The sequence below is a fragment of the Cryptosporangium japonicum genome (genome assembly GCF_039524755.1).
Taxonomy (GTDB): domain Bacteria; phylum Actinomycetota; class Actinomycetes; order Mycobacteriales; family Cryptosporangiaceae; genus Cryptosporangium; species Cryptosporangium japonicum.
The window spans coordinates 414,295-431,829 of sequence record NZ_BAAAGX010000006.1 but is presented as its reverse complement, the minus strand read 5'-3'; the positions used below and the strand labels follow the sequence as shown (position 1 = coordinate 431,829).

General features: G+C 70.8%; 14 protein-coding genes. 6 read left to right on the top strand and 8 right to left on the bottom strand.

Going from position 1 to position 17,535, the window contains the following annotated elements:
* Nucleotides 1–37: 37 nt before the first annotated feature.
* Nucleotides 38–1,753, top strand: coding sequence for an AMP-binding protein (locus tag ABD437_RS06955; protein WP_344647898.1), 1,716 nt, complete (start codon nt 38–40; stop codon nt 1,751–1,753).
* A gap of 5 nt (nt 1,754–1,758) precedes the next feature.
* On the opposite strand, the gene ABD437_RS06950 is transcribed toward ABD437_RS06955, so the two are convergent.
* Nucleotides 1,759–2,571 carry a purine-nucleoside phosphorylase gene (locus tag ABD437_RS06950; protein ID WP_344647897.1) on the bottom strand — a complete coding sequence of 271 codons (813 nt, stop codon included), beginning with the start codon at nt 2,569–2,571 and terminating at the stop codon, nt 1,759–1,761.
* A gap of 36 nt (nt 2,572–2,607) precedes the next feature.
* Complete coding sequence (locus ABD437_RS06945; protein WP_425558099.1) at nt 2,608–4,746, bottom strand: serine/threonine-protein kinase; 2,139 nt, start codon at nt 4,744–4,746, stop codon at nt 2,608–2,610.
* Nucleotides 4,747–5,033: 287 nt separating this feature from the next.
* Between ABD437_RS06945 and ABD437_RS06940 the strand changes: the two genes are divergently transcribed.
* Entirely contained in the window at nt 5,034–6,299 is a 1,266-nt protein-coding gene (locus ABD437_RS06940) for an amidohydrolase (RefSeq protein ID WP_344647896.1), read from the top strand.
* Here the strand turns inward: ABD437_RS06940 and ligD are convergent.
* On the bottom strand, nt 6,252–7,715 hold the full coding sequence (ligD, locus tag ABD437_RS06935) for a non-homologous end-joining DNA ligase (RefSeq protein ID WP_344647895.1): 1,464 nt from the start codon (nt 7,713–7,715) through the stop codon (nt 6,252–6,254). The genes ABD437_RS06940 and ligD overlap by 48 nt on opposite strands.
* 59 nt (nt 7,716–7,774) lie before the next feature.
* Between ligD and ABD437_RS06930 the strand changes: the two genes are divergently transcribed.
* On the top strand, nt 7,775–8,680 hold the full coding sequence (locus ABD437_RS06930; protein ID WP_344647894.1) for a bifunctional helix-turn-helix transcriptional regulator/GNAT family N-acetyltransferase: 906 nt from the start codon (nt 7,775–7,777) through the stop codon (nt 8,678–8,680).
* On the opposite strand, the gene ABD437_RS06925 is transcribed toward ABD437_RS06930, so the two are convergent.
* On the bottom strand, nt 8,666–9,118 hold the full coding sequence (locus ABD437_RS06925; protein WP_344647893.1) for a gamma-glutamylcyclotransferase family protein: 453 nt from the start codon (nt 9,116–9,118) through the stop codon (nt 8,666–8,668). The two genes, ABD437_RS06930 and ABD437_RS06925, sit on opposite strands and share 15 nt — an antisense overlap.
* Before the next feature lie 67 nt (nt 9,119–9,185).
* On the opposite strand from ABD437_RS06925, the gene ABD437_RS06920 reads away from it, so the two are divergent.
* The 3 genes from ABD437_RS06920 to ABD437_RS06910 all read left to right on the top strand — a co-directional run bounded on the left by ABD437_RS06920 (nt 9,186) and on the right by ABD437_RS06910 (nt 11,996).
* Nucleotides 9,186–10,586, top strand: a complete 1,401-nt coding sequence (locus ABD437_RS06920; RefSeq protein WP_344647892.1) for an NAD(P)H-quinone dehydrogenase — start codon at nt 9,186–9,188, stop codon at nt 10,584–10,586.
* A gap of 80 nt (nt 10,587–10,666) precedes the next feature.
* Complete coding sequence (locus ABD437_RS06915; RefSeq protein WP_344647891.1) at nt 10,667–10,819, top strand: hypothetical protein; 153 nt, start codon at nt 10,667–10,669, stop codon at nt 10,817–10,819.
* A gap of 109 nt (nt 10,820–10,928) precedes the next feature.
* Nucleotides 10,929–11,996, top strand: a complete 1,068-nt coding sequence (locus ABD437_RS06910) for an alpha/beta fold hydrolase (protein WP_344647890.1) — start codon at nt 10,929–10,931, stop codon at nt 11,994–11,996.
* Here the strand turns inward: ABD437_RS06910 and ABD437_RS06905 are convergent, their stop codons facing one another.
* The 4 genes from ABD437_RS06905 to ABD437_RS06890 all read right to left on the bottom strand — a co-directional run bounded on the left by ABD437_RS06905 (nt 11,997) and on the right by ABD437_RS06890 (nt 17,375).
* A complete protein-coding gene (locus tag ABD437_RS06905) occupies nt 11,997–13,754 on the bottom strand; it encodes an acetyl/propionyl/methylcrotonyl-CoA carboxylase subunit alpha (RefSeq protein ID WP_344647889.1) in 1,758 nt (585 codons plus the stop codon).
* A gap of 127 nt (nt 13,755–13,881) precedes the next feature.
* Nucleotides 13,882–14,640 (bottom strand): hypothetical protein, encoded by a 759-nt coding sequence (locus ABD437_RS06900; RefSeq protein ID WP_344647888.1) that lies wholly within the window; start codon nt 14,638–14,640, stop codon nt 13,882–13,884.
* 46 nt (nt 14,641–14,686) lie between these two features.
* Nucleotides 14,687–16,501, bottom strand: a complete 1,815-nt coding sequence (locus tag ABD437_RS06895) for an nSTAND1 domain-containing NTPase (RefSeq protein WP_344647887.1) — start codon at nt 16,499–16,501, stop codon at nt 14,687–14,689.
* Entirely contained in the window at nt 16,491–17,375 is an 885-nt protein-coding gene (locus ABD437_RS06890; RefSeq protein WP_344647886.1) for an SIR2 family NAD-dependent protein deacylase, read from the bottom strand. The genes ABD437_RS06895 and ABD437_RS06890 overlap by 11 nt, the downstream gene beginning before the upstream one ends.
* Nucleotides 17,376–17,535 lie beyond the last annotated feature (160 nt).

Genomic DNA, 17,535 nt, shown 5'->3' with positions numbered 1-17,535 from the left:
CCCCTGTTCAGAGGCCAGAAAGGTCAGGCAGCGGCCAGTGACACCGACCGATCCGGGCTGGGCGTTCCGGGTTGCCCGAGATCTGCTCATGGAGACCGCCGCCGACTACCCGGCGGCGATCCGCCGGTTCGAGTGGCCGGATTTCAGCGAGTTCAACTGGGCGCTGGATTGGTTCGACGGATACCTGGCCACCCGGCACGCCGACGACCGGGCGCTGTGGATCGTCGACGCGAGCGGGAACGACGAATGCCTGACGTTCGGCGAGCTGTCGTGGCGCTCCGACCGGCTCGCCTGCTGGCTGCGCCGGCGCGGGGTTCGCCGGGGTGACCGGGTGCTGGTGCAGCTCGGTAACCAGGTGGAGCTGTGGGAATCGCTGCTCGCGCTGATGAAGCTGGGTGCGGTCGCGGTGCCCACCTCGCCGCTGCTGGCGCCGTCCGAAGTCGCCGGACGCATGGCCAGGGCCGACGTCGCCCACCTGATCGTGCGCTCCGACCGCGCCGCGGGGCTGCCCGCCGCGGGCACCCGGATCGCGGTGGGCGAGCCGGTGGAGGGCTGGCTCGGCTACGACGACTGCTACGCCGAGACCGGCGACTTCGCTCCGGACGGACCGACCCGCGCCGACGATCCGCTGCTCATCCTGTTCACCCCGGGCACCACCGGGTGGGCGAAAGCGATCGTCCACACCCACGTCTCGTACCCGGTGGGGCATCTGACGACGATGTACTGGGCGGGCCTGCGCCCCGGCGACGTCCACCTGAGCATCTCCTCGCCCGGCTGGACGAAGCACCTGTGCGGAAACGTGTTCGCGCCCTGGAACGCCGGGGCCTGTGTCCTGGTGCACGCGGCGCCGACGCCCGCTCCCGAAACCCTGTTCGCGCTGCTGGAGCAGTACGGGGTGACGACGATGTGCGCGCCGCCGAAGATCTGGCGGACGCTGGCCGCGGCCGCCGACCTGGCCGAGTGGCGCGATCGGCTGCCGCGCCTGCGTGAGCTGGTCACGATCAGCGAGCCGGTCGGGGTCGGTGTCGTCGACCGGGTCCGGCAGGCCTGGAAGCTCACGATCCGGGAGGGCTACGGGCAGTCCGAGGCGACCGCGCTGGTGGCGCACACGCCGGGGCAGCCGGTGACGCTCGGCGCGATGGGCCGCCCGCTGCCCGGCTGCCCCGTCGTGCTCGTCGACCCGTTGAGCGGCTACCCGGCCGCGCCGGGCGAGGAGGGCGAGATCTGCCTCGACCTGACCCGGCGTCCGCTGGGGCTGATGTCGCACTATTTCGACGCCGTGGAGCCGGCCGTCGCGGGCCGGGCGCCCGTCACCCGGGGCCGGTACTACCGCACCGGCGACGTCGCGGTCGCCGACGAGTGCGGGTACCTGCGGTATCTCGGCCGGGTCGAGGACGTGTTCACGCACGGACGGCACCGGATCTCGCCGGTCGAGCTCGAAGGGGTGCTGGCCGAGCACGAGGCGGTCGGTGAGGCAGCGGTGGTGCCGACGCCCGAGGCCGCCGACGCGCTGCCGAAGGCGTACATCGACCTCGCCGACGGGTACCGGCCCGGCCCGGAGACCGCGCGCGAGATCCTGCGTTACGCCCGCTCGCACCTGCCGCCGTACCAGCGTGTCCGGCGCCTCGAGTTCGGGCCGCTACCCCGCACGCTCTCCGGCAAGGTGCGCCGCATCGAACTGCGCAAACGTGAACGCGGCGACCACCGCCGTCCCCACGAGTACCGCGAGGAGGATTTCCCCGACCTGGACTAGCTGGACTAGGCCCGCGCGATGAGCTCGCCCAGGAGCTTGCCCATCCGGGTGGCGGACGCCTGGCCGGCCTCGATGACCTCGGTGTGGGAGAGCGGCTTGCCGGCCAGCCCCGCGGCCAGGTTCGTCACCAGCGACAGGCCGAACACCTCGGCGCCGGCCGCACGGGCCGCGATGGCCTCCAGCGCGGTCGACATGCCGACCAGGTCGGCGCCGATCGTGCCGAGCATCCGGATCTCGGCCGGCGTCTCGTAGTGCGGCCCGGGGAGCGCGGCGTAGACGCCCTCCTCCAACGACGGGTCGATCTCCTTGGCCAGCGCACGCAGGCGCGGCGAGTACAGGTCGGTGAGGTCCACGAACGTGGCCCCGACCAGCGGGGAGCGGCCGGTCAGGTTGAGGTGGTCGCTGATCAGCACCGGCTGACCGACCGACATCCCGGCACGCAGCCCACCGGCGGCGTTGGTGAGGACGATCGTCCCGCAGCCCGCCGCGGCGGCCACCCGCACGCCGTGCACGACCGGCTCCACCCCACGCCCCTCGTACAGGTGGGTGCGGCCGAGGAAGATCAGCACCTTCTTCTCGCCGACGGTCAGCGAGCGCACCGAGCCGACGTGCCCGAGCGCGGTCGGCGGGGCGAACCCGACGAGGCGGTCGAGCGGGACCTCGGAGTCGGCCGCGCCGATCTGGTCGGCGGCGGGGGCCCACCCCGAACCGAGCACCAGCGCGACGTCGTGCTTGCGCACGCCGGTGGCCTCGCCGAGCGCGGTGGCCGCGGAGGTCGCGAGGAACTCGGGGCTGGAAGGATCGGTCGTCGTCGTCACGCCAGAGCACGCTACCCGTTGCGAGGTCGGCGCACCTCAGGGGCGGTCGAACGTGAACGACGCGGTGATCTGGTCGTACAGCGGCAAGCGCTCGGAGAAGTCGCCGTCAGCGGTGGTCAGGTACAGGTTGTAGGCCTTGCCGTCGACGACGGCGACCCGCCAGACCCGGTGCTTGCGTACGTTGCTCTCGGTGTAGGTGAACTCCCACTCCCAGGTGTCCCGTCCACCGAGCTTCTTGGTGCTCTCCCGCTGGTACACGGTCTCGAACGCGGTGATCTGGCCCTTGGAGAGCCGCTGCTTCTGGTAGTTCTCCGCGCTCTTGAGGTGCTGCTCCGGTGAGGAGCCGCTCTCGATCAGCGCGCGCAGCTTGTCGCCCTGGGGACCGTCGTAGTCGACGTAGGTCTCGGCCTTCTTCTCCGACCAGTCGGCCGGAGCTTTCAGCGTGAAACCGCGGTCGGGGTAGTCGTAGGACTTGAGCGGCACGGTGGCGCCCGCGGTGGCCGAGGTCGTCGACTTGCCCGCCGAGGCGTTGTCGTCGCCCGAGGCCATCACGCTCACCAGGTAGCTGATCAGGCCGATCAGGATCACCGCGACGACGATCGCGGCGACGACGAGCATCGTGCGGCGCCGGCCGTCGGGGGCGTGGTGATCGGGAAGGCCCGGCGACGGCGACACCATCGTGTGCCCACCCATGTACGCCGAGCGGCGGGGGTTGGCCGACGGCGGCGCCGACGGGAGCGGAGCCGTGGAGTTCTGCGGCGGTGGTGGTTCGCCGTACCCGGTCGAACCACCGTACGGGGCGCCGTAGGTCGACGGCCCGTAGCCGGCGCTCTGCGGGTGCGGGCCCGGCGGCTGCCCGTGCGGCGGTGCCGGTGCCACCCCGGGCACCCGCGCGTACCCCGAAGCCGGCGGCTGCCCCGGGGCCTGCTGGGCCGGTGCCTGCTGACCGGGCTGCGGCGCCTGCTGGCCGGGCACCGACACGCTGCCGCGCACGGTCGCCCGCCCGGCGCCGGGCCGGGCCGCCTGCCCGTGCGTCCCCGGCCGGTGGTCCGCCGCCTTCGCGGCGGCGTCGTCGGACTGGGGCGGTGGCAGTGACGGGACCCCGTCGGTGGTGAACGGGTTGACGGCCATCGCCGCGGTGCCCTCGGCGGTGCCGCGCTGGCCGGGGGTGCCGTCCGCGGCGGCGGCCGGCTTCGCGCCGGGCGGCGCGGGCGGAGCACCCGGAGGCGCCGGGGGAGCGGGCCGGTTCGACGCCGCACCACCGGGCGGCGGCGGAGGCGGCATGCCGGGCGCGCCGGAGCTCGGGCTCGGCGCGTCCGGGCGGCGGCGAGCGGGTCCTTGCGGCTGCTGCTGTGCCCGGTCGGCCGGGCCGGCCGGCTGGCGGGGCGCGCGTCCACCGCCGCCGTCGAGCGACGTGATGCGCCCGCCGGACAGCACGGTACGCAGCGCGTTACGTGTCTTGATCGAGTCCCAGCGCTGCTCGGGGTCCTTCTCGAGCAGGCCGAGCAGCACCGGCGCCAGCGGCCCGGCGAACGCCATCTGGTCCGGCGGTTCGACGACGACCGCGGTCATCGTCGGCAGCGGGTCGCCGCGGTCGAACGGGGGCCGGCCTTCGACCGCGGTGTAGAGCGTGGCGCCGAGCGAGAACAGGTCGCTCGGCGGGCCGAACGAGCGCCCGCGGGCCCGCTCCGGCGCGATGTACTGGGGCGAGCCGAGCAGCAGGCCGGTGCTGGTGAGCGGCGACTCGTTCGGTGACCGCGCGACGCCGAAGTCGGTGAGCGTCACCCGGCCGTCGATGCCGAGCAGCACGTTGCCGGGCTTCACGTCGCGGTGCAGCACCCCGACCCGGTGCGCGGCTTCGAGCGCGCCGAGCACGGCCAGTCCGATCTCGGCGACCCGGTCGTAGGGCAGCGGGCCCTCGTCGCGCAGGGTGTCGGCCAGGCTCGCGGCGTCGAGCAGCTCCATCACGATCCACGGCCGGTCGCCGTCGTTGACGACGTCGTAGACCCGGATCACCGCCGGGTGGTTGAGGGCCGCGGCGGCACGCGCCTCGCGCAGCGTCCGCTCGCACAGGACCGCGCGCTCCGGAGCCGGGATACCCGCCGGGAGCAGCACTTCCTTGACCGCGACCTCGCGGCGCAGCAACTCGTCGAAGGCGCGCCAGACGGTACCCATGCCACCGGACCCCACGGAAGATCGCAGGGTGTAGCGTCTGCCGACGGTTCGGCCGTCGGGCGCGTTCGCGGCCGAGGTGCCGTCTACCGGGGTGGGTGCGTCCACGCTCACCTTTTCTACTCGCCCGTCCTAGCGCTCGGGTCCAATCGTGCCAGCCCGGACCCGATCACCGTCCTTGAAGGGTCTCGGACCAGACGGCGTGGGGCAAGTGCGGTAGGGCACAGTCGCCGTCGCTTACCTACACGAAAGCCCTGTTCGCGCAGTTCAGAACCCGTATCAGTCGGGTGATGAAGTCGGAACCGACCGGTCACACCCCGTGTTGGAACAGGGAGGTACACTCTGCCGATGCCAAGCGGCCCAACGGCGACTGCAGACGGCCCTTCCCGGTGAACCTGGACGCCTGGGTCGCAGCGCACGAAGACGAGCTCATCCGCTTCCGGCGGCATGTGCACGCACATCCTGACCTGTCGAACACCGAGCAGCCCACCGCCGCGCTCGTCGCCGAACGGCTCGCCGAGGCCGGCCTGCACCCGGTGATGTTGCCCAAGGGCAACGGGCTCTCCTGCGACATCGGTTCGGGTGAGCACATGGTCGCTCTCCGTGCTGATCTCGACGCGCTGCCGCTGCCCGACGTGAAGGACGTGCCGTACCGCTCGACGGTGGAGGGTGTGTGCCACGCGTGCGGGCACGACGTCCACACCACTGTCGTGCTGGGCGCGGGGCTGGCGCTGGCGTCGCTGGGGGATGCGCTGCCGGGGCGGGTGCGGCTGCTGTTCCAGCCGGCCGAGGAGGCGCTGCCGTCCGGGTCGCTCGACGTGATCAACGCCGGGCGGATGGCGGGCGTCGAGGAGATCTTCGCGCTCCACTGCGACCCACGGACGCTGACCGGCCAGGTCGGACTCCGCACCGGCGCGATCACCGCCGCGGCCGACTTCGTGAAGGTGGACCTGTCCGGGCCCGGTGGCCACACCGCCCGCCCGCACCTCACCGTCGACCTGGTCACCGCGCTGGCCCGGGTGGTCACCGACGTGCCGGCGCTGCTGGCCCGCCGGGTGGACGTCCGCTCGGCGTTGTCGTTGGTGTTCGGGGCCGTGCACAGCGGGGTGGCGCCGAACGCGATCCCGCAGAGCGGCACCGTGAGCGGTTCGGTGCGCTGCCTCGACCACGCGGCCTGGGAGCTGGCGCCGAAGCTGATCGAGCAGCTCGTGCACCAGGTCGTCGCGCCCACCGGTGCGGTCGCCCACGTCGAGTACAACCGCGGCATGCCGCCGGTGGTCAACCACGCGCACTCGGCCGGCGTGCTCAGCGAGGCGACGCTCGAGACGCTCGGCCCGGAAGCGCTCGTCGACACCCAGCAGAGCATGGGCGGCGAGGACTTCTCCTGGTACCTCGAGCACTCCTGGGGTGCGATGGCGCGGCTCGGCGTCGGCCGGCCGGGCGAGGCGCTCGACCTGCACCAGGGTTCGTTCGACGTCGACGAGAAAGCGATCGGTATCGGCGTTCGCCTACTGGTCAACACCGCGCTGATCGCGCTCCGGGAACGCGCCCTCTAGGCGGACGTCGCCGGGCTTCTTGTCCGATCTCAGGCCGCGCCACGCCGGGTGGCGGAGCAGGCCCTCGCCGGTCCACTCGCCGAACGCCACCTCGCCCACCAAATTCGGCGTCACCCACCGCGCGTCCTTCGCGTGCGGGCGGGGGAGCGGGTTCGCGAACGGGCTCGTCTTGCGTTCGGTGCGCAGCAGGCGCCGGGTCAGGTCGTCGAGCACCGCGTCGGTGAAGCCGGTGCCGACGTGCCCGACGTACTCCAGCCCGTCCGGCCCGGGGATGCCGAGCAACAGCGAGCCGACCCGCCCCTCCCGGCGTCCGGCGCCGGGACGCCAGCCGCCGACGACGACCTCCTGGGTGCGGATGTTCTTGACCTTCACCCAGTCCCTGGTGCGTTTGCCGGGCAGGTACTTGCTCGTGAGCCGCTTGGCCACGATCCCTTCGAGGCCCTGCGCGCGGCTGGTGGCCACCGCGTCGGCCCCACCGCCGGCGAAGTGCGGCGGGGTGGACCAGTGCGCGCCCTTGAGCCCCTGCTCGGTGAGGAGTGCTCTTCGCTCGGCGTAGGGCCGCTCGAGCAGCGGCTCGCCGTCGAGGTGGAGCAGGTCGAAGGCCAGGAACGTGACCGGTGAGTCGGCCAGCAGCTTCTTGGTCGGTCGCGAGACGTGCATGCGGTTCTGCAGCGCGCCGAAACTGATCCGCCCGTTCGCGTCGGTGGCGACGACCTCGCCGTCCACCACCATCTGCCGGATGCCGACCGACGCGGCGAGCTGGTGCAGCTCCGGATAGTTGCTGGTGACGTCACGGTGGTTGCGGGTGAGTGCTTTGACCCGTCCACCGGAGATGTACAGCACGAGTCGGACGCCGTCCCACTTCATCTCGTAGGCCCACTCGGCGTCGTCGCCGGGCAGTGCGCCGAGCGTGGCGAGCATCGGTGGCACCAGCTCGGGGAGCGGCTGCCACCCTTCCGGAACCGGATCCATGCGGTGGATCATCCAGTCTTTCCCGGTTTTGAACAGGACATATCGCCCGTTCGAGCGTGTCCCGTGGAGAACGACCTTCACCTCCCGCTCGGTCCACTTCTCCAGGTCGTACGTGCCGTGGTCCCAGACCGTGACGTTGCCGCCGCCGTACTCGCCGGCCGGGATCGCGCCCTCGAAGCTCGCGTAGTCGAGCGGGTGGTCCTCGGTGTGCACCGCGAGGTGGTTCTGCTTCGGGTCGGGTGGCAGGCCCTTCGGGATCGCCCACGAGACGAGGACGCCGTCGCGTTCGAGGCGGAAGTCCCAGTGCAGCGAGCGCGCGTGGTGCTCCTGGATGACGAATCTCGTTCCAACGCTCGGCGCCGGAGCATCGTCCGGCACGGGCTCGGGCGTGCGGTCGGCGGAGCGCATCGCCCGGTAGCGCGCCAGCCGGTCCTTCTCGGCCACGGTTCTTCTTTATCACCGATAACCTTTGACTCCGTCAAAGAATGCGCGATGATCCGGTCATGACGGCAACCCAGATCGCGAGCATCCGGCGGTTCAACCGATCGTGGACCGAGGTGACCGCGCTCCTCGACGACAGTTACCTGCACTCGGGCCTGACGCTCCCGGAGGCCCGGCTGGTCTACGAGATCACCCAGCGCTCCCCGCAGCCGGTGGTGGAGCTCCGCGGCCGGCTGCAGCTCGACCCGGGCTACACCACCCGTCTGCTGGACCGGCTCGCGGAGCGGGGGCTGCTCACCCGCACGGTTGATCCGGACGACCGGCGCCGTCAGCTCGTCGCGGTCACCGACGCCGGGCGCGAGGTCGCCGCGCAACTGGCCTCCCGGGCCGATTCGCAGGTCGCGGAGTTGCTCGATCCGCTCGGGCCGGCCGACCGGGGCGCGCTGGTGACCGCGCTCGACACCGTCGTCGGCCTGCTCTTCCGCGAGTCCGAGCCCGAGGTCACGATCCGTACCGCGCGGATCGGCGAGCTCGGCTGGGTGCTGACCCGGCACGCCGAGATCTACGAGGCGGAGTACGGCTGGCCGGGCTTCGAGGCGGCGGTCGCGGCGATCGTCGCCGACCTGCTCGGGCGCTCGGAGCAGTCACGCGTCTGGGTGGCCGAGCGCGCCGGGCGGCTGGTGGGGTCGATCGCGTACGTGGCGGAGGACGCCGGCACCGCGCGGCTGCGGCTCCTCCTGGTGGAGCCGGCCGCGCGTGGTCAGCGGCTCGGCGTCCGCCTGGTGGAGGAGTGCGTGGCGTACGCGCGCGCCGCGGGGCACGCGCGCCTGGTGCTGCACACGCAGGACGCGCTCACCGCGGCCAGGGCGATCTACGCGAAGACCGGCTTCACGCTCGACCGCACGAGCCGGGAGGACTCACTGGACCCGAACGGGCTGGCCGAGCACTGGGTGCTAGAGCTCGGTTGAGTTGCAGGGGCGTGCGCGGAGGGCGCTCACGTAGTCGTCGGGGGCGCCGGCCGCCTGGGCGGCCTCGGCGATCAGACCGAGGTACCGCGCCGACGGGAGGCCACCCTCGAACGAGTCGAGCACATGCAGCCAGGCCAGCGCCTCGCCCTCGAGCGTGTGCACACGCACCTTGAGCTTCCGGTAGAGGCCGCGGTCGGCGCCCTCCCAGGCGTCGAGCGTCGGCTCGTCGAACTCGCTGACGTCGTACAGCGCGACGAACACCCGCTCGTCCGGAGCCTCGACGATCGTGGCGAGCGCTCCCTCCCAGCCGAGCTCCTCACCACCGAACGTCAGCCGCCATCCCTCGAGCCAGCCGATTCCGGCGCTCGGGGAGCGCGGGCAGCGCTCCTGCATCTGGCTCGGGTGCATGTTCGTCCCGTAGGCGGCGTAGAGGCCCATGGGTGGGCACTCTAACCGGGACGGTGGGGCGGCTGTTCCCCGACTGACGTCGACTAAGGTTTTTGTCGTGTCCTCGCGCATCGTGATCATTGGTGGCGGTCCCGCCGGATATGAGGCGGCGCTCGTCGCTGCCCGGCTGGGTGCCGAGGTGACGCTCGTCGAACGCGACGGGCTCGGCGGCGCGTGCGTGCTCTACGACTGCGTGCCCAGCAAGACGTTCATCGCCTCCTCCGATGCCGCGAACGCGTTCCGGCACGGTGACTCGGTGGGCGTCATGGCCTGCGAACCCGAGGACGTGAAGGTCAACGCCGCCGCCGTGCACGGCCGGGTCAAGGGCCTGGCGCTGGCGCAGTCGGCCGACATCCGCAGCACGGTCGCCGCGGCCGGCGTCGAGGTGGTCACCGGGTTCGCCCGGCTCGACGGCCGCGTCGAGCTGCGTCACGTCGTCACGATCGAGCCGTCCGGCGGCACGCCGTACCAGGTCGAGGCCGACAACGTCCTGCTCGCCACCGGCGCCACGCCGCGCATCATCCCGGGCGCCGAGCCCGACGGTGAGCGCATCCTGACCTGGCGTGACGTCTACGACCTGCCGGAGTTGCCGACCCACCTGGTGGTGGTCGGATCGGGTGTGACCGGCGCCGAGTTCGCCAGCGCGTACCTCGCGATGGGCGTCCAGGTCACGCTCGTCTCCAGCCGTGACCGGGTGATGCCGCACGAGGACTCCGACGCGGCCAACCTGATCGAGCAGGTGTTCGCCCGGCGCGGGATGACGATTCTCTATAAAGCCCGCGCGGATCGGGTCGAACGTACGGCCGACGGAATCGTGGTCCGGCTCACCGACGGCCGCACGGTCGAGGGCAGCCACGCGCTGATGACGATCGGTTCGGTGCCGAACACCTCCGATCTCGGGCTGAAGGAGAGCAACGTCGAGACCGGGGGCGGCGGGTTCGTCACCGTCGACCGGGTGTCGCGCACCAACGTCCCCGGTATCTACGCCGCCGGTGACGTCACCGGGGTCCTGATGCTCGCGTCGGTGGCCGCCGCCCAGGGCCGGATCGCGATGGCGCACGCGCTCGGCGAGGCCGTGCAACCGCTGCGGCTGCGCACGGTCGCCGCGAACGTGTTCACCGACCCGGAGATCTCCACGGTCGGGTTCGGCCAGACGACGATGGAGGCCGGTGAAGTGCCGGCGCGCACGGTCACGCTGCCGCTCGGCACCAACCCCAGGGCGAAGATGCAGGGGCTCACCGACGGCTTCGTGAAGCTGTTCTGCCGCCCGGCGTCCGGCCTGGTGATCGGTGGCGTGGTCGTCGCGCCGCGGGCGAGCGAGCTCATCCTGCCGGTCGCGATGGCGGTGCAGAACCACCTCACGGTCGACCAGATCGCCCAGACGATCTCGATCTACCCGTCGCTCTCCGGCTCCCTCACCGAGGCGGCCCGGCAACTCATGCAACACGAGTTCGAGTAGGACGTACGGCCCGTTGACGGGCCGGACCGGTGGTGTGAGTGTGAAAACCGACATGGAGTTCGGTTCTCGCGGGAGCGCCCATGAGTTTGGCCGGTAAGACCGCGCTGGTCACCGGAGCTGCCAGTGGCATCGGGCTCGCCTGTGCGGAGGCGCTGGCCACGGCCGCGGCGAAACACGGGCCGGAAGGCCTCTCGAAAGCGCTGGCGCTCGAAGCCGGCTGGCGCGCCCGATGACGTACCACATCACGGTCGAGCGCTTGCCGGGGAGCAACCACTACACGATTCTGTTCGCGCCGCAGTATGCGGAAGCGGTCGCCGTCGCCATCCAGAACGGAGCGCAGTGATGGACTTGTTGCTGCCCGGGATCACCACCCGCCGGGTTCCGACCGAGCGGTTGACGGTCAACGTCCTCGAGGTCGAGCACCGCACCGACGGCGAGCCGGTCGTCTTCGTCCACGGGAACGTGTCGTCGTCGCTGTTCTGGCAGTACGCGATGCGTGACCTCCCGGCTACGTTCCGGCCGATCGCCGTGGACCTGCGCGGTTTCGGCGACACCGACCAACTCCCGGTCGACGCCACCCGCGGCCTGCGTGACTTCAGCGACGACGTGCTCGGGCTGCTGGCCGCGCTGGAACTGGACCGCGTGCACCTGGTCGGGTGGAGCATGGGCGGCGGCGTGGTGCTGCACATCCTGCGCGAGCACCCGGCGGTCGTCCGCACGGCGACGCTCGTCAACCCGGTCTCGCCGTACGGGTTCGGCGGCACGAAAGGCGTCGACGGCACGCACCTCGACCCGCCGGGGCTGGGCTCCGGGGCCGGCAGCGCGAACGGTGAGTTCGTCCAGCGTCTCGCCACCGGTGACCGCACCGCGGACGCGGCGGTCTCCCCGCGGTCGGTGCTGCTCAGCAGCTACGTCAAGTCGGGTTTCACGCCCGAGCCCGACGACGCCGACCGCTGGGTGAGTTCCATGCTCAGCACCCGCACCGGCGACGACAACTACCCGGGCACGGCCGAGGTCACGCCCGAGTGGCCCGGCGCGCTGCCGGGGACACGCGGGGTGCTCAACACGATGGCGCCGACGTTCTTCCGGGTCGACGACCTGGACGTGATCGAGCCGAAGCCGCCGATCTACTGGATCCGCGGTGACTCGGACGTGATCGTGTCCGACACCTCGCTGTTCGACCTGGCCTACCTGGGGAAGATCGGCGCGGTGCCGGGGTGGCCCGGTGACGAGGTGGCGCCACCGCAGCCGATGGTGTCGCAGACCCGGCACGTGCTCGACCGGTACGTGCTCGCCGGCGGGCGTTACGAGGAACTGGTGATCAGCGACACCGGGCACGCGCCCCACATCGAGAAGCCGAAGGAGTTCCTCGCCACGCTCGTCGAGAGCATCACCGAGTACACCGACTGACTATGTGATCTCGCAGACCGCTGCGCCGCTCGCGATGACGTCACCCACCGAGGCCGACAGGCCCGAGACGGTGCCGGCCTTGTGAGCGGTGAGCGGCTGCTCCATCTTCATCGCCTCGAGGACGACGACCAAGTCACCTTCGGCGACCTCGTCCCCGTCGGCGACCGCGATCTTCACGATCGTGCCCTGCATCGGGGAGACCACGGAGTCGCCGCTCGCGGCCGCGCCGGACTTGGCCCCGCCGGCGCGCTTCTTGGGCTTCTTCGCCGCCGGCGTGCTCGCCGACACCCCGAGCCCGGCCGGCAGCGACACCTCCAGCCGCTTGCCCCCGACCTCGACGACGACGGTCTCGCGTTCGGCGTCCTCCGCGATCTCCGGGGCGCCCCCGGAGTACGGCGGGATCTGGTTGTCGAACTCGGTCTCGATCCATCGTGTGTGGACGCTGAACGGCTCGTTCGCGTCCGCCGGCGCGAACGCCGGGTCGCGCACCACGACGCGGTGGAACGGCAGCACGGTCGCGATGCCGTCGACCTGCATCTCGTCCAGGGCTCGCCGGGAACGCTCGAGCGCCTCCTGCCGGGTGGAACCGGTGACGATCAGCTTGGCCAGCAGCGAGTCGAAGTTCCCCCCGATCACCGAACCCGGCTCGACGCCGGTGTCGACCCGGACGCCCGGCCCGGTGGGCAGCACGAACGAGTTGACCGCGCCGGGAGCGGGCAGGAAGTTGCGGCCCGGATCCTCACCGTTGATGCGGAACTCGAACGAGTGGCCGCGCGGCGTGGGGTCCTCGGTGAAGCGCAGCGGCTCGCCGTCGGCGATGCGGAACTGCTCCCGAACCAGGTCGACGCCCGCGGTCTCCTCGCTGACCGGGTGCTCGACCTGCAGGCGCGTGTTCACTTCGAGGAAGCTGATCGTGCCGTCGACCCCGACCAGGAACTCGACCGTGCCGGCGCCGTGGTACCCGGCGGCCTTGCAGATGGCCTTGGCGGCGTCGTGGATGTTCGTGCGCTGCGTGTCGTTCAGGAACGGCGCCGGTGCCTCTTCCACCAGCTTCTGGTGACGCCGCTGGAGCGAGCAGTCGCGGGTGCCGACGACCACCACGGTGCCGTGCTGGTCGGCCAGCACCTGGGCCTCGACGTGACGCGGGTGGTCCAGGTAGCGCTCGACGAAGCATTCGCCGCGCCCGAACGCGGCTTCCGCCTCGCGTACGGCCGAGGCGAACAGCTCCGGGATCTCCTCCAGCGTCCGCGCCACCTTGAGGCCGCGCCCGCCGCCGCCGAACGCGGCTTTGATCGCGACCGGGAGGCCGTGCTCCTCGGCGAACTTGACGACCTCGTCCGCGCCGGCGACCGGGTCCTTCGTGCCGGGAACCAGCGGCGCACCCGCCGCGGTGGCGATGTGCCGGGCCTCGACCTTGTCGCCGAGCGCGCGGATCGCGTCCGGCGTGGGGCCGATCCAGGTGAGGTCGGCGTCGATCACGGCCTGCGCGAAGTCGGCGTTCTCGGAGAGGAAGCCGTAGCCGGGGTGGACCGCGTCGGCCCCCGACCGCGTGGCGACGTCGATCAGCTTGTCGATACGCAGGTACGAGTCGCCGGGGGTGTCGCCGCCCAGCGCGTACGCTTCGTCGGCCAGTCGCGCGTGCAGCGCGTCCCGGTCGGAGTCGGCGTAGACGGCCACGCTGACCAGCCCCGCATCACGGCAGGCGCGAACCACGCGAACCGCGATCTCACCCCGGTTGGCGATGAGAACCTTGTGCACGCTCGTCTCCCTCGTCGTCGCCTGCGGTGGCGGCTGTGTGGTAGCCGAATAGTTGTACCCGCTGGTAATCATGGCGCACGAGCGGTCGAGAATAAGGGTGACGTTCCTCGCGTTTGTCTGATTCGGTTCAGTCAGGCGAGCGGGCCGCGGCCCACATCTGCTCGAACTGATTGGTCCAGTACAGGAACCATCTCCGGCTGTCGGCGGCGGTGAGCTCGAAATGCATTCGGCCGGACGTCGCCTCGTTGCGGAAACCGTGGAATTCGACGATGACCCGGCCGTCCTTACCCGTGGGATCAACGGCCACGAGGCTGAATCCGGGGTTGTAGTCCAGGAACCGGTACTCGAACGTGCCGGCCTTCGGCCACGTGGAGGCGATCGTCTCCAGCCGCTGGATCACCTGCTCGTGGCAGGCCCCGAACTCCTGCAGCGGATACGTGATCGAGTTGTCCAGCTGACGAACCGCGAGCGCCATCGCGGCCTCGTTAGCCGGGTCGAGCACCACGACCCGGAGGCTCCCGTCGGACCGCCGGAGCACCCCTTCGCGTAACGCCGCGAGGTTCTCCTCGGACAGAAAGTTGATGCCGGTCGGCGCGAACAGCCACACCTCGCGAGCTCTCCGGAGCCGCGCGGCGGCCGGGGTGGCCTCGAACCCTCGACGGTCCTGGAGCAACTGGTCGATCGTGATCGCGGGTTTGGGGGCGGTGGTGCGGTAGACGAGCACCCCGAGCCCGGCGAGGGCGACGGCCCAGCGCAGGTCGACCGGAATCGCGTCGTTGACGACGGTGACGACGGCAAAGACCAACGCGAGCGCGGAGACGACATAAGCGTCGAGGTGCCGGAGCGCAGCGATGTCCGCCGAAACCCGCCGAGCCACCCCACGCATCTGTTGCCTCCCCGTTGGAGCCCAGGTCCATTCTCGCGGGGTGGCGCTAGGACTGCCCCTCGAATCGGGCGAGTGCCGCACGGACGTCAGCGCGGTCGGCGACCGTCGGATCGAGCCGGACGGCGGCCCGCAGGTCGGCCAGCGCCTCGCGGGCGGCGCCGCGGTCGGCGTGGATCAGACCGCGCTCGCGCAGCGCGTCGACCCGGTCGGGGGCGACGATGAGCGCGGCGGTCAGCATGCCGAGTGCGCCGTCGTACTGACCGAGCGTGCGCAGCACCCCGGCGAGATCGATCTTCGCCGAGATGTCCGCGGGCAGGAGCTCGACCGCGATGCGCAACTCGTCCATCGCGCCGAGTTCGTCCCCGCTGTCGCGCAGCAGTCGGCCGAGGTCGGCCCGGAGACGTCCGACGGCGGGGCCGTCGGCCAGCTGGAGATAGACGTCGATCGCGTCGCGGTACCGCGCGATGGCCTCGTTCACCTCGCCGTCCGCGGCCTTGACGCGGGCCAGCACGGCCAGTGCCTCCCCCCGGACGGCCGGAGCCGACGGGCCGCTGAGCCGGACCGCTTCGAGCGCAGAGTTCTCGGCCAGCGTCTGCCTTCCCTCGTCGAGTGCTGCTCGCGCCTGGCGCAGGTAGCCCCGAGCGCTGGGATCGGCCCGATTGTTTTCCGGCCCCCACCAGTCCCGGGCTCGGTCGTCGACGGCCGCGAGTAGCCGGTCGTGCGCCAGCTCGTACCGACGGTCGCCGGACTGTTCGACGCTCTTCAGGATCCGGTGCGCCTCGAGTCGCTGCGCCACCTTATTGGGCAAGTCGCCTGTTTCGGCTATTCCTTCCGAAATCGTACCTCGAGTTCCGCGATCGGTGACGAAGTAGCGCGCCAGCCAGCTCCAGATCACCCCCGGGGTGAGTCCACATTCGGTGGCGACCGCGGTCACCGCGTTCTCGCAGAAGTCCCGGAGCAGGTGGTCGACCCCACCCTGGGACTGGAGATAGTCGGTGGTGATGCGGGTGACCTCGTTAGGCAGTGACCTCCACAGACCAGAACACGCAACCTGGAGGTGGACCGGTTCGATGGTCGCGCCGCGGATCCGGACGGTCTCCCCGACCGACGTCGTGGTCGTCGTCGTACGGAGGTCCTCCACCAGGTGCTCGGCCGCGCCCGGGGCGAACGACCGGTTGGTGGAACGCAGTGGTTCGGTGACGGCCTCCAGGGCCGCGTCCGGGTTGAGGGGGAACACGCGATAGCGGGTCCGCTGGTCGGCGATGGCCCGCTCGTGGTCCAAGAGGGAAGCGAGCTGTTCCGCTCTCACTGACACCAGGATGTGCAGCCGGTGATCCGCGCGGGCGGCGTCGGCCAGGTCGCGGAGAAAGACCTCGACCGCGCCGAGGTCGGCCCGTTCGTCGGTGAAAACCTGTTCGAATTGATCGATGGCGGCGAGAATCGGTAGTTGTACATCGTACTTGTCGTAAGTTTTCGGCCACTCGAGGATGAATTGCTTGATCGACTTCCCGACGAGTTGGGAAGGCGCCCGGTCGGGTGACCACGACGAGAGCAACCGCACCACGTACGGATTCGGGGCGCCGGGATCCGGCCGGAGCACGACGCCGGGCGGCAGAATTCGGCCGACCGGAAGAATGTCGACGGGAAACTTTGCGTTCTGATCGATCAGCGACGGAATTACTCCGGCGTTGAGCAAGGACGTCTTGCCGACCCCCGACTCGCCGTAGAGAACGAGCAAGCGGCTGCTCAACCAGAGATCGCGGATGTCGTCGACCTCGCCCTGGCGTCCGAAGAACTTGCCCCGGTCAGCGCTGCCGTAAGGGCGCAGGCCGATGTACGGGTCGTCCTGGTCAGCGGCCATGAGGATTACCCAGTCGCCGGTTGAGCTCGCGGCAGAACTCGGACGTCGAGCCCCAGAACACCGAGATCTGCTGCTTTTCGTGCTGGTGCTCCAGAAAGCTCTGCGCCCGTCGGTGAGTGTCCGGGCTGTCGTCGTGCAAACCGTCGACGAGTTGGATGCTGATGTGCCGGCGTTGTTCCTCCCGGCCGAACAGTTGCGTCAGCCCGCGCCAGAGCACCTGGAACGACCAGTCGCGCAGGCTGTAGCCGATGAAGAGCAGCGGCCGGTGGGTGAGGAACGGCCGGATCTTCGTCGGCACCAGCGCTTTTTTGTCGAACCCCTGGTCGACCGCGAGCGCCAGGAGAAATCGCGCGTAGTCGTGCTGGGTGAGCACCATGGACGCGGGCTCGGTGATTGCCCCGTGCAGGTGGAAGACCACGGGCGTGTCGGGGCGGGGGTCCGCGGCTCGGCCGGCGGACTCCCGGTGCCAGGTGCAGACCGTGGTGGTGGCGGCTTTGCTCCGCCGGTCCAGTGCCTCGGTCATGAACGTGTCGTAGTTCGTGGTGAGGAACAACGGGATCGGATAGCGCGCGAGTAAGCCGTGTGGTGTGTCGAGGTCGTCGAAATCAGGTGACCGGTACGCGGCAAGGTCACGAGCGACCCTGCGCTTGAGGTCCACGGCGTCACCTACTTTGTAGGCTGCGTACTCGGTAACTCTCGCTAGGTCGTGTCGATCGGCAAACGGATACTCGTACTCATCGGCGTATCTCGCCGCGAGCGCACTTCCGGTCGGCAGGCTTCCCGCGCAGGCTCCAGCGCCGATGAACGGGATGCATTCGCCTTCTCGTAGCTGTTCCACGAGCCGTTCCCAGTCCCAGTCCTGTACCGCCGGCAACACCGCTCCCTTCGGGGGCCACAGAACGAGGACACGACAACGGCGTGCCTATCCCGGCACCGGTCGCACCAGTGTGGCAGACCCTGCTCCATCGAAGACCGATTCACTCAACGTCATGCACGCGACGCTCGGCCCGTGTAACCGCCTCCTGGTAGATTCC